This window comes from Moorena sp. SIO3A2 (assembly GCF_010672265.1).
GTDB lineage: Bacteria > Cyanobacteriota > Cyanobacteriia > Cyanobacteriales > Coleofasciculaceae > Moorena > Moorena producens.
In genome coordinates this window covers 310,731-328,265 of sequence record NZ_JAAHHC010000015.1, presented here as the reverse complement: position 1 = coordinate 328,265, position 17,535 = coordinate 310,731, and the positions used below count along the sequence as shown (strand labels likewise).

Annotated in this window: 15 protein-coding genes; 5 read left to right on the top strand and 10 right to left on the bottom strand. The window is 44.1% G+C overall.

Annotated features, from left to right (window positions below; translation table 11 throughout):
• Positions 1 to 32: 32 nt before the first annotated feature.
• Entirely contained in the window at positions 33 to 401 is a 369-nt protein-coding gene (locus tag F6K64_RS18910) for a hypothetical protein (RefSeq protein ID WP_271969197.1), read from the top strand.
• Here F6K64_RS18910 and F6K64_RS18905 read toward each other — a convergent pair.
• The 3 genes from F6K64_RS18905 to F6K64_RS18895 form a co-directional block, all read right to left on the bottom strand.
• The gene (locus tag F6K64_RS18905; protein ID WP_287265984.1) at positions 339 to 1,445 is read right to left on the bottom strand and encodes a substrate-binding domain-containing protein; all 1,107 of its coding nucleotides are present in this window, start codon (positions 1,443 to 1,445) and stop codon (positions 339 to 341) included. The two genes, F6K64_RS18910 and F6K64_RS18905, sit on opposite strands and share 63 nt — an antisense overlap.
• Before the next feature lie 239 nt (positions 1,446 to 1,684).
• Positions 1,685 to 2,410 carry a hypothetical protein gene (locus tag F6K64_RS18900; protein ID WP_008189722.1) on the bottom strand — a complete coding sequence of 242 codons (726 nt, stop codon included), beginning with the start codon at positions 2,408 to 2,410 and terminating at the stop codon, positions 1,685 to 1,687.
• 163 nt (positions 2,411 to 2,573) lie between these two features.
• Complete coding sequence (locus F6K64_RS18895; protein ID WP_008189721.1) at positions 2,574 to 4,313, bottom strand: VWA domain-containing protein; 1,740 nt, start codon at positions 4,311 to 4,313, stop codon at positions 2,574 to 2,576.
• 146 nt (positions 4,314 to 4,459) lie between these two features.
• On the opposite strand from F6K64_RS18895, the gene F6K64_RS18890 reads away from it, so the two are divergent.
• Together F6K64_RS18890 and F6K64_RS18885 are read left to right on the top strand one after the other, a co-directional pair.
• Entirely contained in the window at positions 4,460 to 5,287 is an 828-nt protein-coding gene (locus F6K64_RS18890) for a Uma2 family endonuclease (RefSeq protein WP_287265982.1), read from the top strand.
• Positions 5,288 to 5,431: 144 nt separating this feature from the next.
• Positions 5,432 to 6,217, top strand: a complete 786-nt coding sequence (locus F6K64_RS18885; protein WP_287265980.1) for a Uma2 family endonuclease — start codon at positions 5,432 to 5,434, stop codon at positions 6,215 to 6,217.
• Positions 6,218 to 6,232: 15 nt separating this feature from the next.
• On the opposite strand, the gene F6K64_RS18880 is transcribed toward F6K64_RS18885, so the two are convergent.
• The 7 genes from F6K64_RS18880 to F6K64_RS18850 form a co-directional block, all read right to left on the bottom strand.
• Positions 6,233 to 6,382, bottom strand: coding sequence for a hypothetical protein (locus tag F6K64_RS18880; protein ID WP_287265978.1), 150 nt, complete (start codon positions 6,380 to 6,382; stop codon positions 6,233 to 6,235).
• A gap of 85 nt (positions 6,383 to 6,467) precedes the next feature.
• Entirely contained in the window at positions 6,468 to 9,467 is a 3,000-nt protein-coding gene (locus tag F6K64_RS18875; RefSeq protein ID WP_287265977.1) for a CHAT domain-containing tetratricopeptide repeat protein, read from the bottom strand.
• A gap of 35 nt (positions 9,468 to 9,502) precedes the next feature.
• Positions 9,503 to 10,588 (bottom strand): hypothetical protein, encoded by a 1,086-nt coding sequence (locus tag F6K64_RS18870; protein ID WP_287265975.1) that lies wholly within the window; start codon positions 10,586 to 10,588, stop codon positions 9,503 to 9,505.
• Entirely contained in the window at positions 10,561 to 11,829 is a 1,269-nt protein-coding gene (locus F6K64_RS18865) for a tetratricopeptide repeat protein (RefSeq protein ID WP_008189714.1), read from the bottom strand. Before F6K64_RS18865 ends, F6K64_RS18870 begins: the two co-directional genes overlap by 28 nt.
• 339 nt (positions 11,830 to 12,168) lie before the next feature.
• Entirely contained in the window at positions 12,169 to 12,327 is a 159-nt protein-coding gene (locus tag F6K64_RS18860; protein ID WP_154659947.1) for a hypothetical protein, read from the bottom strand.
• Between the two features lie 146 nt (positions 12,328 to 12,473).
• Complete coding sequence (locus F6K64_RS18855) at positions 12,474 to 12,686, bottom strand: hypothetical protein (protein WP_287252323.1); 213 nt, start codon at positions 12,684 to 12,686, stop codon at positions 12,474 to 12,476.
• Positions 12,687 to 13,225: 539 nt separating this feature from the next.
• Positions 13,226 to 13,387: a hypothetical protein gene (locus F6K64_RS18850; protein WP_287265974.1), complete on the bottom strand. Its 162-nt coding sequence runs from the start codon at positions 13,385 to 13,387 to the stop codon at positions 13,226 to 13,228.
• A 278-nt stretch (positions 13,388 to 13,665) separates the two neighbouring features.
• Between F6K64_RS18850 and bicA the strand changes: the two genes are divergently transcribed.
• Together bicA and F6K64_RS18840 are read left to right on the top strand one after the other, a co-directional pair.
• Positions 13,666 to 15,369 carry a bicarbonate transporter BicA gene (gene bicA / locus F6K64_RS18845; protein ID WP_008182665.1) on the top strand — a complete coding sequence of 568 codons (1,704 nt, stop codon included), beginning with the start codon at positions 13,666 to 13,668 and terminating at the stop codon, positions 15,367 to 15,369.
• Positions 15,370 to 16,122: 753 nt separating this feature from the next.
• Positions 16,123 to 17,502 (top strand): AAA-like domain-containing protein, encoded by a 1,380-nt coding sequence (locus tag F6K64_RS18840; protein WP_044492734.1) that lies wholly within the window; start codon positions 16,123 to 16,125, stop codon positions 17,500 to 17,502.
• The last annotated feature ends 33 nt before the right edge of the window (positions 17,503 to 17,535 follow it).

Sequence of the window (17,535 nt, the reverse complement as noted above, 5' to 3'; positions counted from 1 at the left end):
AGGGAATAGGGAACAGGGAATAGGGAATAGCGATGCAGCGCCTTCATCAGGGGGTTTCCCACACCCCTCTTGCCTCTTGCCTCTTGCCTCTTGCCTTCCCCTCCTGGGAGGGGTTAGGGGTGGGTTCCTCTTGCCTCTTGCCTCTTGCCTTCCCCTCCTGGGAGGGGTTAGGGGTGGGTTCCTCTTGCCTCTTGCCTCTTGCCTTCCCCTCCTGGGAGGGGTTAGGGGTGGGTTCCTCTTGCCTCTTGCCTTTTGCCTTCCCCTCCTGGGAGGGGTTAGGGGTGGGTTCCTCTTGCCTCTTGCCTCTTGCCTCTTGCCGACTCCCTACTCCCGACTCCCTACTCCACCCGATTCCACATCCGTTGAATTTCCCCAATCACCTCAGAATTTGGTGGTGCTAAGGTTTTTAAATTAGGGTCAGTTTTTGCACCGGGTATACCTTTTGTCCAAGGACTGCCGGAGACAGATTGCAAATCAATACCCCCAAGCACAGGACGAAAACCGTATTGCACAAAGGTTTTTTGTTGTTCTGGAGCTGTCAGGAATTGGATGAATTTCCGTGCTGCTTTTACCTGTTGCGAGTTTACATCTCTGCGCACAATGGCTGCGGTGGAAACCGTTTCAATGGTGGGATTAAAATAATAAATCTGATAGGGCTTGCTTTGAGTCTGGGCTGCCTGTTGCCAACGGTACAGGGCAATGCTTTCATAGACAGTAGCAACATCTGCCTCATTGGGGCCACGGGTAATAAACTCTTGCAATAGAGTGTCCGTTGACCGTGGCGGTTGATAGATAGACCGCTTTACTAAACCGAACAGAGATTGAATTTCCGGGCCATTAAAATTACTTGGGGATAAGGTTGCGCCCCCAGAATTACTCTGTGTCCAAAGACTTAAGGTCAGTTGTCCGCTATTGGAACGATTAGGATCCGTAGTGACAAAGTCAAAACTACCCCAGTTAGGATTGCCTCCAATCTCCTGCCAATTGCGCTTTTTCATGGCATTTTCCAGTCTTAACCATTGAAAACGACCATCGGGAAACAGAACTTGTCCCCGTTCTGGCCAAGCAATACCTACTAATAGGGTTTTGGCAATGGGTTGGGGGTTATCATAAAAGGGGGTAGTAGTGTTTTGGGCTTGCCAGCGGACGCTTAACTCATTCAACAAAACCCCATTAGCGGGAATTAAAATTGTGGGTTTAAAATCATTCTTTTCATCGAGATAGCGATTGACTAATTCCTGGGAGCCTTGGAATTTCAATTCGATGTTAATAGTAGAATGGGTTTCTTCAAAACGTTGTTCGAGAACAGCCAGGGGTTCTTGCAATTCTGTTCCACTTACCACATAAAGGGTTTGATTTCCCCCTGGTAAAGGAGCGTAGGCAATGCCTAGGGAAACAGCGATAATCCCCAGGGAGGTAATTGTTTTAGTGGTTTTATTATCCATGATTTATAACGATTTGCGACTTTATTGAGTACATATTTCTGGTTTTTTAGGGAACAGGGAATAGGGAACAGAGAAGAGGGAAGAGGGAATAGGGAACAGAGAACAGGGAACAGGGAATAGATCAGTTGGTATTAAACTTAAGTTATTTAAAGCAGTTTGCAATTGGGTATTGAAAACCGCTATAGCTGATAGCTGATAGCTAATAGCTGATAGCTGATAGCTGATAGCTTACTATCAAGTTAAGATAGGAAAAGAGCCATATTGTCTTGAAAACCTGCCAATTCCGTACTGAGGGAGCGCAATTCTTCCACTGTTTGGGCATCTTGTAAATTGCTTGTCCGCAGGCTATTCTGCAACTGTTGTAGAACTCCTGCTGTATCGGTAATCAAAGTAGCTAGAGCAATCACCTGGGCTTGTCTGGCATCTTCCCCTTGTCGGGCAAGGGTAATGTTGTGGTTTAAGCTGGTCGCTAATTGTTGTAATTGTTGCCTAGCGACTCCAGAACTATTATTTTGTTTGGCTTCTACCTCTTGCAACTGCTGCTGTAAATCGGTTACTGAAAGCAGGGAGTCTGTACCATGGAGACGTTGGGAGAATTGATCAATTTTGCTGGGTAATTCCAAAGCGCGATCGCATGCGAATTGAATAGTAGAAAGTAGCTCCATTTCGGTGGTAGCAAGGGCAAGTTTTTCCGATTCTGAGCGCAGGCTTTCTGCTTTTTGAGCAATCAGTTGAGCCTGTTGTCGTACCTGTTGTAATTCCCTTTCCAAAGCAGGGTTTTGTAGGGTCGGGCGTGGTTGACTTTCCTTTTGCTTAAGAACAGTGGCACTAGCCACCGTGACCACTCCTGCTAGGGGAATAGCAATGGGGCTCGGAAGTCGAGCAACTCGTACTGCGATCGCCAGGACTACACCTCCTGCTAAGACCGCTAGGGGATAATGAAGAGGATTTGCAAAGGTTAACATGGGTTTAGTAATCGGTAATCAGCGACTGATAATTTACTTTAACTATATATGGTTAACTATTTTAATGAGGTACATCTAAATTTTTTTCCCTGTTCCCTGTTCCCTGTTCCCTGTTCCCTAAAACCCAAGAATCTGTACCTCACCCAATTGAAAACTGCTGTACTTAAAACTCAACTTGTAAATCTGCGATTAAATTAGAAATTGTTTCGGGATTGCCCTGACGATAATAGCCCCCATTTAGTTCAGCAATTGTTTGCAGGACTTTAGGACTAAATTCTCCTTGTTTGCCGTAACCGACGGTGAAAAAAGCAATACTTTCCTCCGCTTCAAAGTTACTGCTTTGTAATTGTTTTGAGAGGTTATCGAGAGTGATTTCTGAGCCAGAATCCTGACCATCGGTCAAAATCAACACCGCATTAATCGCGTCTGTTTTAAAATTTTGTTTTAACCAGTTCCGAGCAAAAATAGCACTATCATATAATCGAGTTCCTCCCCCAGCTTTCAGACTACCGATAAATTTTATCCCCTCAGCTTTTCCTTGGGGTGTTCCTTCCACCATAAATGGCTGCTTAATCTCATTACTGAAAGGAATAATTGCTATCTTTTCCCTTGAACCGAGATTCTGCACGTAGTTCAGTAACGTATTCTGCACACCCGAGAGTTTCTCACCTCTCATAGAACCGGAAACATCTACGACTAAAGCAACTTGGGAAGGTTTTTTGGCGTAGCTTTGCCAACTTTGCAACATCGCTTCTACCACTTCCGGTTTAGGAGGACGGTAGGAATCGTATTGAGGATTAGCTTGTACCCCAAATTGAGGGGAAAACTTACTGCCAAGGGGCACCCCTGGAATCCCCGGACGTAAGCCCAAGTCTACCGCAATTTTTTGGGTTTCTGGTTGCCGTAGGAATTCAATAACTTTTTCCCCTGCTGCTTTCTCTTTTTCACTCACCCATGGGGCATTGGGGAGGATGGCGCGGATGTTGGAACTGAAGGTAGCGGAAGGATAAACCGCTTGATAGTTAACCGTATTATTACCTTGGCTGTTGGCAGAAATCACTAAAGATTCATAGACAGAGCCCACAGAAGCCCAAAACGGACCGTTTTTTACCATCGATTTCGCTAAAGATCCGGTGGATTTGCCGTAACGGGTGATTTTGTTTTGGATTTTCTGAACCCGATCTTGGTATTTTTTAACATCGGCTATGGTGAGTTCTTGAGGACGCTTACCGGAAACCGAAGCAAATTGAGCCACTAGGGTTTGCAAGCCAGAATTGGAACGGGTTGGAGCAGTGTGAACGTAAGTTATTGGTAAAGGAGCCGCTTTGGAGTCTAGATCCTGGTGATTTTTCGCCTCTACCAAGGAAACATAGAGATCGTCCACTGCTGCTAAACCTCCGGCTAAATCAGCTTGGGTCATAAAAACCATCGGACTGTAAGCAAGCAGAGGTGATTCAGTTAAATCTGGGATATAGTTCTGTCCTGGAAAAATTTTATTAATCTGGAAGATCAGCTGACTCTGGTAAATTTCCCCATCCACAGAAATTAAAGTAGGAAATTGGGAATCTTCAGGAGCGATCGCACCGGATTGCAATTGTTGCGTAAGATTAAGAACTTCATCGACCACATCCCCACTTCCTTTAGTATCGCAGGTTAGATAAAAGGGAGTACCATCCTCTAGTTTAGGCTGGGAGTTATTGAGTTTGGTCGCAGCGCGATCGCAAAAATCTTTTAAGTCACTCCCTGCCAGAAAGCGAATTTCTAAACCTCGGTTGACTGTTTGGTTGATCGTTTGACTATTCTGACAAGCACCAAGGAGCAAGAGAACAGAAGAGACCGGTACCAAAGATAGTTTCCAAGAGATTGAAGAGAAAATCTTGGGGAGATTGCTATAATTAAACATCACACATCCCTTAGTTGTTGAATCTAAGATCAAGCACCAATTAAATAATAACACGTTTGCTTTACAAAAAATCTGTTAAAATGGTAGTTTTTTATAGGGTGTGATAAGATAGAATAGGCTTCCAGTATTTGGTGAAAATTTTTCCTATGATTCAGCAAATTACTCCCACCACCGATGATATCTTCTATCCCGAAAGTGACGGGAAACCCATGGCCGACAATACCCTTCAATTTGAACTAATTACCACCATTAAGTATGGCCTGGAAGTCCACTTCAAAGATGAACCCAATGTATTCGTTGCTGGGGATTTGTTGTGGTATCCAATACAAGGACAACCCAAAATCAACCAAGCCCCCGATGTAATGGTAGTTATCGGTAGACCGAAAGGGCATCGGCGTTCTTATAAAACTTGGGTTGAAGATAACCTTAATCCCCAAGTCACCTTTGAGATTGCCTCCGAAACCAATACCATCAAAGAATTAGAAGAAAAGAAACTCAAGTTTTATCAGACCCATGGGGTAGAAGAGTACTATCTCTATGACCCAGATCGGACAAAACTGAAAGGCTGGTTGCGTTCAGGAAAAAAACTAGAACCCATCCCTCAGATGCGAGGTTGGGTTAGTCCCCTTTTAGGAATTACCTTTGAGTTAGTAGCATCTCAATTGGTGCTCTATTATCCCAATGGTGAGCCTTTTGCTAGCTATTTGGAAATTAGTGAGCAAAGAGATATGGCTCAACAACAGGCAGAGCTCGAAAGGCTGGCAAAAGAACAAGAACGCCAACGGGCAGAGCAAGCGCAGGAAGCTTTAGAGCAAACGGAGCAAGCTTTAGAGCTTGAAAGGCTGGAAAAACAACAGGCATCACAACGAGCAGAGCAAGCACAGCAAGCTTTAGAGCTTGAACGAACTCGTATGAAAGCATTACTGGAACAATTAAAAGCCAAAGGGATAAATCCCGAGGATTTTAACCTATAATCTCTAGCAATTCTGATCACGAGTGAGATACAAATAATTTTTTCCCTCTTCCCTACTCCATTCCCCCCTTATTAAGGTTCCCCCCTTATTAAGGGGGGCTAGGGGGGATCCTCCCTACTCCCTACAACCCAAACAATTTTTCCTATGGTTCAGCAAATTACTCCCACAACCGATGACATCTTCTATCCCGAAAGTGACGGCAAACCAATGGCCGACAATACCCTTCAATTTGAACTAATTACCACCATTAAGTATGGCCTGGAAGTCCACTTCAAAGATGACCCCAATGTATTCGTTGCTGGGGATTTGTTGTGGTATCCAATACAAGGACAACCCAAAATCAATCAAGCCCCGGATGTGATGGTAGTTATCGGTAGACCCAAAGGGCATCGGCGTTCTTATAAAACCTGGGTTGAAGATAACCTTAATCCCCAAGTCACCTTTGAAATTGCATCATTAACCAACACCATCAAAGAATTAGAAGACGATAAACTCAAGTTTTACCGGACCCATGGAGTAGAAGAGTACTATCTCTATGATCCAAATAGAGCCAAACTAAAAGGCTGGTTGCGTTCAGCCGAAAAACTAGAACCAATCCCTCAGATGCTTGGTTGGGTTAGTCCCCGTTTAGGAATTACCTTTGAGTTAGTAGCATCTCAATTGGTGCTCTATTATCCCAATGGTGAGCCTTTTGCTAGCTATTTGGAAATTAGTGAGCAGAGAGAACAACAACGTCAACGGGCAGAGCAAGCCGAAGAAGCTTTAGAACAAACACAGGAAGCTTTAGAGCTTGAAAGGCTCGAAAAACAACAGGCATCAAAACGAGCAGAGCAAGCACAGCAAGCTTTAGAGCTTGAACGAATTCGCATGAAGGCATTGCTAGAGCAATTAAGAGCGAAAGGGATAAATCCCGATGATTTTAACCTATAATCTCTAGCCATTATCCTAGTAATCAGGTAGACAGGGTTTTTGGTATTGCTGAATCTTCGGATGAATATGAGTGGGATGGGCATCCTGCCCGCCCGAAAATATTGATAACGGGCAAGATGCCCATTCCACAGCAAGATGCCCGTTCCACAACACTCTTAAAATCATTCCATTCTTCAGCAACGCCATTCATAAAGCTGACGGCTGACAGCTGACGGCTGAATACTTACCCCTGTTCCCTACTCCCTACTCCCTACTCCCCACCCATAGAACCCCAATTCCCAGAAGGAATAAAACTCGCCCAATAATAGGGATGGTGATAATCTCCACCCCCTAACATTTGCAACTGAATCCTTCGCAAAGCCTCAGAACGCCCTTGGTTATCCTGCAATCCTTGATAATAAGAAACCATTAAATCCTTGGTAGCCTCATCATTTACTTTCCACAAACTAATCACCTGGCTTTCTGACCCGGCAATCACCAACGCTCGACGCAACCCATAGATTCCCTCCCCAGCACTGATATTGCCTAAGCCTGTATCACAGGCTGATAATACCACCAGTTTTGTACCTGATAAATTTAATCCAGTTGCTTCTAAAGCTGTAAAGATGCCATCTTCTAGATCATTTTCTGGCTTATCAGTCTTAATTCCTGCTAATGCTAACCCTGACCAAAGTAGGAAATTATCCCCTAAAATTACCTCATCTTCGGAATTCGGTTTCTGTTGGAAAAAACCATGGGTAGCAATATGTAGTATTCTCGGACGAGTAACCTGTTTTAATACTGCTTCATTAGCTTGAGCACCCAACAACGGCTCCACACCAAGCATCTGGGCGATCGCGTTTACTTCATCAGCAGTACCTGGTAAAGGCGGTAAGCCCAACTCAGAAGGATGCGAGTAACGTAAGCTGCGGGTTGCTACTATCTGGTTTTCCTCCCCAAGGGCACTAATTTGAGCCGAATTCTCAAAATCTGGTGCTCCCAAAAGTACTGGTTGGGTGAGCTTGGAATCAGGATTCGATAATCTCAGTAAATCCCTACCGGAGGTGAGGTAGGTAAAACCATAGCTTTCTACTAAATAACGGTTGTCTTCATCCACTAAAGCTTCAAAAGGGATGAGGTTGAGGTCGCTGTCTGGAGACAGTAAAATCCTGCGGCTATCTCCCAACAAAGGACGGACTTTCGCCATCAGCTTCTCATCCACCTTGCGGGCTGCTTGTTTTACCTCAGGGATGGTAAGAGCCTCGGTTTTAAGGGATAATTCAAGTATCTCCCATAGAGATTTCAAAGCATCTACCTCCCCTAAATCAATGCCTTGGGGTGCGCCTTGAGAACGGAGTACATAGACCCCATAACGGGGATTACCAAAACTATCCTCTTCGGGATTGTAGGGTTTGTACTCTACAAATTCTACCAGTGCCGTATCCTCAGGAATCAGTTGTTGAATAGTTTCGATGGTGACTGGTTGATTGATTTGGGCAAATTCACGACTGCGCCGACTAATTTTTACGACTAGTTCCTGTTCTTTATTAGTTAGTTTCTTGACTTGAGCACGATATTCTTCAAGGGAAAGCTTATCGGATCGGTTGTAGGTGAGGTTAGCGAGTTGGGTGCGAGTATTGTTTAGTTGGTCTAGTAATTTTTGGCTTTGGAAATCTAAGCGTTGACGCAACAGTTGCTGACTATGGGTCAAGAAATCAAGTAAACGACCTTTGCGATGCAGGATGGTTGTTAAAGCCAGACGAGCTGCTCTTTCATTATCGGGAGCTGAGTTTAGGTGTAGAGAAATAGCTCTATTTCTTGTGCCAGAGATAGTTTTCATGTAGTCTCGTTTTTGCTTTTCAGCACCAGAAACGAGATTACGTTCTAGATTAACTTCTTGGATGTCTAATCCTGCTTCCAGAAACTCTAGGGCTTGGTCAATGTTTCCTTGACTGTGATGTAAAACAGCCAGATTATCCAGACTGGTAGCCACATATGGGTGTTCGTTACCCAGCAACCGTCTCCTCATCTCCAAAGCTTGGGTATATTTAGGTTCCGCCTGTTCGTACCTTCCCATGGATTTGTAGAGTCCCGCCAGATTATTCAGACTGGTTGCCACATATGGGTGTTCGTCCCCCAGCAACTTTCTGTCCATCTCCAAGGCTTCCTTTAACAAGGGTTCCGCCTTTTCATACCTTCCCATTGAATAATAGAGTGCTGCCAAATTATTCCGGCTAGTTGCTACATCAGGGTGTTCGTCTCCCAGCAAGCGTTTGCTCATCTCTAGAGCTTGGTTATAATATGGTTCCGCTTCTGAGTACCTTCCCATTGAATCGTAGAATAAAGCCAGATTATTGAGGCTGGTAGCCACCAATGGGTGGTCATCCCCCAGCAACCGTTTCCTCATCTCCAAAGCTTTGGTATACAAGGGTTCCGCCTGTTGGTACCTTCCCATGGCACGATAGAGTCCCGCCAGATTATTCAGTCTAGTTGCTACATCAGGGTGTTCGTCTCCCAGCAAGCGTTTGCTCATCTCTAGAGCTTGGGTATACAAGGGTTCCGCCTGTTCGTACCTTCCCATGGATTTGTAGAGTAAAGCCAGATTACTGAGGCTGGTAGCCACCAATGGGTGTTCGTCCCTCAGCAACTGTCTATACATCTTCAAGGCTTGGGTATACAAGGGTTCCGCCTGTTCGTACCTTCCCATTGAATAGTAGAGTCCCGCCAGATTATTGAGGCTGATCGCCACATCAGGGTGTTCGTCCCCTAGCAACCGTCTCCTCATCTCTAAGGCTTGGGTATACAACGGTTCTGCTTCTGAGTACCTTGCCATTGAATAGTAGAGTCCCGCCAGATTATTGAGGCTTAATGCTACAGATGGGTGTTCTTTTCCCAGCAACCGTCTCCTCATCTCCAAAGCTTGATTTAACAAGGGTTCCGCCTGTTCGTACCTTCCCATTGCATCGTAGAGTAACCCCAGATCATTCAGGCTGGTAGCTATATCTGGGTGTTCCTCCCCCAGCAGTTGCTTTCGAATTCTCAAAGCGTCCTGGGCGAGGGGAATCGCTTCGGAGTATTTCCCTTGCTTATAAAGCTCAATGACTTGTTGATTCAGTTGCTTAGCTTTCGCTAGTTGTTCTTGTCCTGACTCCTGTTGTTGGGCAATGGTAGTTTGTCCCACCGTGGTCAGGGGCGTAATTACCCCTACTGAGATCAAACTAACTAGAGCTGTTGCCCAAATTGTTGGCCTTTTTGATTTAGTTGAAACCATACCGATACCCCATACCTTAAATCCAGAACCGCCTGTCAAATTTTACTTTTCTTCGCTTCTAGTTGACGCACCTCTGATTCATCCCCTAAAGCCCGATAACTAACTTGGGCTTTTTCCAACCATTGTAACGCTTCTTCTTTACTGTCAATAATTAAGCTGATAGTTACTAAACTCTTTTGTATTTCCGCTTGACTGTTTAAATCTGATGCTGCTTTAGCCAGTTCTAAACCTTTGAGGTAACGCTCCTTTGCCAGTCGATTTAACCCCACTTGTGTGTAGGTATTCCCTAGCAGTTGATAGGTTGCTACCAAAGTATTCCCATCTTTGATGCTTTGTTCGAGGATATCAATCGCATCATATTTCAAATCTTCGCTGAGGTAAAAATGGGCTATGGCTAAGGTTTTTGCTTCTTCACTTAACTGTTTTTGCTGGAGTTCCTCTACTTCTTTTAATAGGGTGGTAGCTTTCTTTTTATCAAGTACCCGAAAACCAAATACCCCTTCGTCTATAGAACGTTGACCGTTGTCAGTCTCAACAATTAACCAATAATAACCAGGTGGTAGAGGTTGTTCCCCTGAATAAAGAATTTCTGTCTCCCTACTGTGGGTTTTCCAGTCTAGATCTAATCCTTGTCCACGAATCCTAACAGAGTAACTTTCTGCACCTTCAACCTGATGCCAGCGTAGGGTGGGTCGGTTGTCGAGTAAGGATGTGTTCCTCGGACTTAATAGATAAGGAATGTTTTGATTATTTGCTGCCCTAGTAGGAGGGGTATCATCCTCTGAGTGAATTATTCTATTATCTCTGGTGGCAGGACAGCCTTCATTAACGGTGGAAGTTCTTCCCGGTTCAGGTTTCCAGGTTGTCCAGTTGGAACACAGCACTTCAACCGTAGCATTTGAGCCTACCAACAGCTGATAATCCCCCCTGAGTACAGAACCAATAGAAGCTGGTTGAAAATTTGACCAATTGGGCTTCTGGAATTTGACTTCACCTGGAGGACCCAAGGCGATAATTAGGTTAAACCTTGGTATTTGAGGCAGGGCAGGTTTGATGAAAGTAACTGCCACACCTAGCCCCAGTGCAAAGGCAATTAAGGTTTTCGATTGTTTTGACCACATGATTGATTGTCCTCCTTTAATTTTTTATGAGCTAAGCCCAGCCACAGATCCTCATCAGGATTAGCACTTGAGCCGAATTGACAACATTTTTGCCACTGGTTCAGGGCTTTGGTTTTCTGGTTTTGTCCTTGATAAACCTGAGCTAATAAGCAGTGGGCTGAACCGCGATTAGAGATTCGTTTACTACCTTCTTGACTACTTCCTAGAGAAACAGCACCCAGGATAAATTTCTCCGCTTCATACCAGCGCTGTTGCTTAAGCCTTGCCCAACCCAAGTTTTTCATCAGGTCGTATTTAACTTTGATACTGGCTTGCTCAGCCTTGGCTAAACCTTTTAAGAGTAGGGGTATAGCTAAAGATGGTTTGTTGTTCAGAATATGCAAGCGACCTAAGTTGTTATAGGCTTTGACAAAACCGCCTTTTACGGCGAATTGGTATTGAGTTCTGGCTTTATCAAACTGTTGTAAATCTTCGTAAACAAAAGCTAAGTTGTAGTGAGCTTTGACATTATCAGGATTAAGGGCTAACGCTTGCTGATAGTGGGCTTCAGCACTGGCTAGTTGACCTTGGTTATACTTTTCAAAACCTCTTTTATTGGAGAAATTAGAAAAATTGGGCAGATAAAAGTGAAAACCTAGTAAGATTACCAGTAATAACTCCGTCGCCCCGAGCTGGGCTTCCGCATGAAAATGCTTGGGAATACCCAGTCGGATTAATAATTTATCAAATCCTTCTTGTCCGGTTTCCGTTAGTTCGCTGATCCCTTGTAATACGGTCAAAAGACTGGGAAAAGCAATTGCTACTGCTCCCGCAAATCCAGTGCCTGCTATCAAAAAACGAGGCAGAAGGTCGATTAACAAGCCAAGATTCGCCGTCCAGCCAGCAATGCTCAATCCTCGCCATAACCAATCCCACCATTGCCAGCGGGCAAGCTCCGCTTCTGTTTCTAAATGCCACCACCAAGCTGTGTCTGGGGGTTCCAAACTAGTTCGCCAGCTGGCAAAATCAATAACTTTGCTGATCTGCCAAGCATTTTGTTTGAGGCGCACATCCAAGGCAACAAGCTTTTTTTGTTGGTGATAAGAAGGGTAAACTTGTGCCTGACCAACAGCCTGAACAAAATCCCTAGCATTTAAAACCACGATAATTTGCTTTTCAGACATCGGTGATGCTGAATCTTCAAGGTGTTCAAGGGCTATTTCGTAAGTCTTGAGAGCCTCATCTAAGGGAGGATTAGTCATTTACTTTGTGGGTCAAAGAAGCAAAAATTAAACTTAATTGTTATTGCAGCTTATATAGTTATATAGTTGATTTTATAGATTTGTACTACTAAGCTCGAAAAGCTTGACTGTAAGCATTCAGCAGTCAGCCGTCAGCCGTCAGCCAAGGGCATCAGCTGATACGCGACACGCTGATAGCTGATAGCTGATTACCTGATCTAGGGGTAATTGCAGCTGGCTCACATTTTTTTGTTCCCGCTTTTTATTGTAGGGCGCAGGCTAAGTAATAACAACCGTTAACATAGACGTTACACTTCCCACCCTCCCCACACTCCCGACTCCCTCGGTGCCCTTGACCCATTAAGAATTAAATTCGCCACGGGTCGCACCGCTCCCGACTCCCGACTCCCGACTCCCTAAAAAAAAATCGGTCAAGTTTGGGTTAACCCCAATCCTTGACCGAATCTGTACTTGAAGGTTCCACAAGTACAGCTCAAAATGGATAATTTCAGATCTCAATTATGGCATGATTCCCGAGTTAGTCAGCAACTGCTGAAAAGCAATAACATTCCAACTCATTTTGCTTCATGTTGCTTCATCCTCCTTCACCAAACATCCTTCACAATTCCTGATTTGCCAGGGGGCAACCCTGGCAAACTCCTATCTTAATCTACGTAAAAGTATCGAATCAAAAAGGTCATAACCTCACCAGGATTTCCCGTAGGCTCCGGAGTGCTCCACTCGTCCGGCTCCGCATACTTAAGGGAATAAATGGCATTAATTGTATTCCGAACCTTTTCAGGAGAACCGATCAAAAAGAGCTTGGCTTTCTTGGGTAAGGCACCTTGGTTGTCGGAAGGAGGAAAATTGTTACTCATCTGAAATTATCTCTTGAGTTTGTTGACACTATTAATTTATCAATAAATCAATATATTGTCAAGGGATTTTAGAAATTTTTTTTTATTAGGAAATCGGGAATCGGGAATCGGGAATCGGGAATCGGGAATAGTAATAAAATTACTCGTAGGGTGGGCAGTGTTTCAGAGCGATAATATTAGCTTATAATCGGTATTTTAAGCACTGCCCACCGACATCAAATCAACTATATTACTCGTAGGGTGGGCAGTGGTTTAGACGGATAAATCAGTTTTTAATCGGTTTTCAACACTGCCCACCTATATTAATCGTAGGGTGGGCAGTGGTTTAGACGGATAAATCAGTTTTTAATCGGTTTTCAACACTGCCCACCGACATCAAATCAACTATAAAATAGAATTTATTTGTCTAGATTTTTAATAAAATTACTGGTCTGGTGGGCAGTGCCTAATACCAATTCAAAACCTCACAATCCTGTTGGTATCCACTGCCCACCCTACATCTACATATACTGATCTGGTGGGCAGTGCCTAATACCAATTCAAAACCTCACAATCCTGTTGGTAAGCACTGCCCACCCTACATCTACATATACTGATCTGGTGGGCAGTGCTTCAGACCAATGCAAAACCTGACAATGCTTTTGGTAAGCACTGCCCACCCTACATCTCTCCCCATCTCCCCATCTCCCCCATCTCCCCATCTCCCTATCTCCCCATCTCCCTATCTCCCCATCTCCCTATCTCCCCTGGCCATAAAGCAAATCGATAATTGCCATGAGTTTTTCTTAAGTTAAGGTACTTATTAATAAATTATTAATATTAAGTTAACGGCTTATGTTTCTGGGGCTTGTGCCTTTACCATAGAGTAAAGTAAATGATTTTAGTAAAATACTTCAATAAATATAATGGATGTATTTGCAGTACAGTAAAAAGTAATTACCTACATGTAATGTAACAATTACCTACATCTAATTTAACTGTGCAACTAACTAACCAAATTCACTTTCGTAACATTAGGGGGGATATTTTTGGTGGACTAACCGCCGCCGTTATCGCCCTCCCCATGGCTCTTACCTTCGGTGTCGCCTCCGGTGCTGGAGCAGAAGCTGGTTTGTGGGGTGCTGTATTAATTGGCTTTTTTGCTGCGGTATTTGGAGGTACTCCCACCCTAATTTCTGAACCCACTGGCCCCATGACAGTGGTGATGACAGCGGTAATTGCTAACCTTACGGCTGCTAATCCAGAAAACGGCATGGCTATGGCTTTTACCGTGGTCATGTTAGCCGGAATTTTTCAAATTCTGTTTGGTTTTCTGCGCCTAGGCAAATACATTACTTTGATGCCCTACACCGTCATTTCCGGTTTTATGTCGGGTATTGGAATCATACTAATTATTTTGCAAACGGCTCCTTTTTTGGGTCAAGGTAGCCCTAAGGGTGGCGTCATTGGCACAGTTACTAGTTTGCCCACACTGATAGCAAACATCAACCCGGTTGAAACTGTTTTAGCTGTTTTGACCGTAGCAATTATTGTTTTAATGCCCCGCAAATGGAAACGCATCTTACCACCCCAGTTGCTAGCATTAATTCTGGGAACAGTTTTGTCTTTGGTATTTTTCTCTGGGGTAGATATTCGCCGTATTGGGGAAATTGCTGTTGGTTTGCCTAGTTTGCGTCTACCGGTGTTTAGCACTGAACAGTTACAGTTAATGGTGGTTGATGCTTTGGTGCTAGCTACATTGGGCTGCATTGATGCATTACTAACCTCCCTGGTTGCTGATAGTTTAACCCGTACCGAACATGATTCTAACAAAGAGTTAATGGGCCAGGGTTTAGGTAATTTAGTATCCGGTTTATTTGGCGGTATTCCTGGAGCTGGCGCAACCATGGGAACTGTGGTTAATATCCAATCCGGGGGTAGGAGTGCCCTTTCTGGAATCGCCCGTGCTTTAGCATTACTAGTAGTTGTGCTTTGGGCCGCCCCCCTCACCAAAACGATTCCCCTTGCTGTTTTGGCTGGTATCGCCCTCAAGGTAGGTATTGATATTATTGACTGGGGTTTCCTCAAGCGTGCCCATAAAATTTCTTGGAAAGCATCCCTGATTATGTACGGGGTGATTTTACTGACTGTTTTTGTTGACTTGATTGTGGCGGTGGGAGTAGGAGTATTTATTGCCAATATCCTCACCATTGAGCGTCTTAGTGCTCATAGAGCAGACAGTGTTAAGGCGATTACCTATGACGATGAGGAAATTCAGCTTTCCCAGGAGGAAAAAGTACTATTGGATCAAGGTGACGGTCGTATTGTACTCTTTCATCTCAGTGGACCGATGATTTTTGGGGTTGCAAAAGCAATTTCCCGTCAACACAATGCCATTGAAGGTTTTGATGTGCTGATTCTGGATTTCAGTGATGTACCTATTTTAGGTGTTACCGCTTCCCTAGCTTTGGAAAATGCCATTCAAGAAGCCTTAGATAAAGGTCGTGAAGTATTTATTGTAGGGGCAACAGGCAAAACCAGAAAGCGGTTACAAACCTTGGATATCTGGCAGCAGATTCCACCCCAAAACCTAGAATTGACTCGTTTAGAAGCACTGCGGTTGTCTCGTACCATGGTGAATAACTATCAAAATTATGCACCAAGTCAGGGAAAAGCTAATTTTGATTTGTCAGCTGATATATAAGTTTTATTTAAGAGCCGTAGGGTGGGCAGTGCCTAATACCAATTTAAAAGCTGACAATCCTTTTGGTACGCACTGCCCACCCTACATCTACTTCTAGATTTTTAATAAGCCTCCCAGATCCGCTGTTCCCTTTGCTATATAGCATAGAAGCGTTGAATGTTTAAAACGTTCAACGCTTCTGACTTTTTGATACCTTTTGATAGTTGTTGAGTTAAAAAAAATTAAATTAATTTAAACTAACTTAAAATCTCGACGTCTTGCATAAATAGCCAACAACAGGGTGATAAGTACTATAACTACATCGCAAAAACGTAAGCATTCAGCCATCAGCTATCAGCCGTAGGGTGGGCAGTGGATCAGACCAATTGAAAAGCTGACAATCGTTTTGCTAGCCACTGCCCACCCTACCTCTATCAGTGAGCCGTAGTGAGCCGTAGGGTGGGCAGTGGATCAGACCAATTGAAAAGCTGACAATCGTTTTGCTAGCCACTGCCCACCCTACCTCTATCAGTGAGCCGTAGTGAGCCGTAGGGTGGGCAGTGGATCAGACCAATTGAAAAGCTGACAATCGTTTTGCTAAGCACTGCCCACCCTACCTCAACTTTTGCTTCTTGCCTTGCCCGTAGCGCTATATCAGTTTCTCCAAAAATCTGGAATGCTGGGGCTGTAGTTGGTAGCTAAGTATACATCTACAAAATTGTTAGTTACATGATTGCTCAAGCATTTGATGAGTTTTACCCCTCCCATCCAGTTATGAGTGTAGTCTCTGGAGTAGACTCAGAATCAGAGTTAGCTTGGATACAAGCAAAAGAGTCTGCTGATCAAGTTGTCTTCAAAAATACAGGCAAACATCTCAGTGACATTGAAACCACAGTACTTCAGGGTTCCTGGGAAGGGAAAACCTATGATCAGATCGCCAATATGTATGGCTACAGTGCTGAGTATCTTAACAAAGATATCGGCAACAAATTATGGAATAAGCTCTCAGAAGCATTAGGAGAAAGGGTTACCAAAAAGAGTTTCAAACAAGCACTGAAAAGAGCATGGAAAAAGTGTCAAGGTAGATCACTTAGCACCAATGGAGAGCAGCAAGCATCTGAGCCCCTAACAAAGCTACCATTTCCGTCGGGTTGGGTGGCGCTGGATTCACCTCTTTATGTGGAGCGAGACAGCATCGAATCTCTCGGTTACGATACGGTGATTATGCCTGGTTCCCTGATTCGGATTAAAGCACCAAAGCTAATGGGAAAAACCTCCTTAATGATGAGGATTCTAGCTCATGCTCAATCCCAGGATTGTCAAACGGTGTATTTAGATTTGAGCAGTGTAGACCGAGCAATTTTAACCGATTTAGATAAATTCCTCCGCTGGCTCTGTTTGAAAGTTGGTCGGCAGTTAAAGTTAGAAAATCAATTAAATGATTATTGGGATACAGAAATTTTGGGTAGTAATGATAACTGCACAGTCTATTTTGAGGAGTATTTACTGGCAGAAATAGATTGTCCCCTAGTCTTAGCATTGGATGAAGTCGATCGAGTTTTTCCCTACCCCGAAGTGATAGAAGACTTTTTAGGGATGCTGCGCAGCTGGCATGAAAAAGCCAAGATTTCAGATATCTGGAAGCAACTGCGGCTAGTGATAGCACATTCTACAGAAGTTTATATTCCCTTAGACTTAAATCAATCTCCCTTTAACGCCGGAATTCCAGTGGAGTTGCGAGAGTTTGACCAACAGCAGGTAAAAAATTTGGCTCAGCTCCATGGACTAAATTGGAATGATACCCAGATAGAAAAATTAATGACAATGGGATCTGGTCATCCCTATCTGGTACGGTTGGCGATGTATGAAATTGGCTCTGGCAAGGTAACATTCCAGCAGTTGTGGCAAGATGCACCCACAGAAGCAGGTATTTATAGCAACCATTTGCGGCGACATTTAGAAACACTGCAACAATCACCAGAGTTGCTTCAGGCCCTCAAGAAAGTTGTCACCTCATCTGAGCCAGTGGAACTCAATCCGATCGAGATTTACAAACTACACAGTATGGGCTTGGTAGAGCGACAGGGTAACTATGTTGTGCCTCGCTGCAATTTGTACCGGGAATATTTCTACCAAGTTCTAGCTTTTAGGTAAGCATCTGCGCTACGCGCACGCTGCGCGAACAGC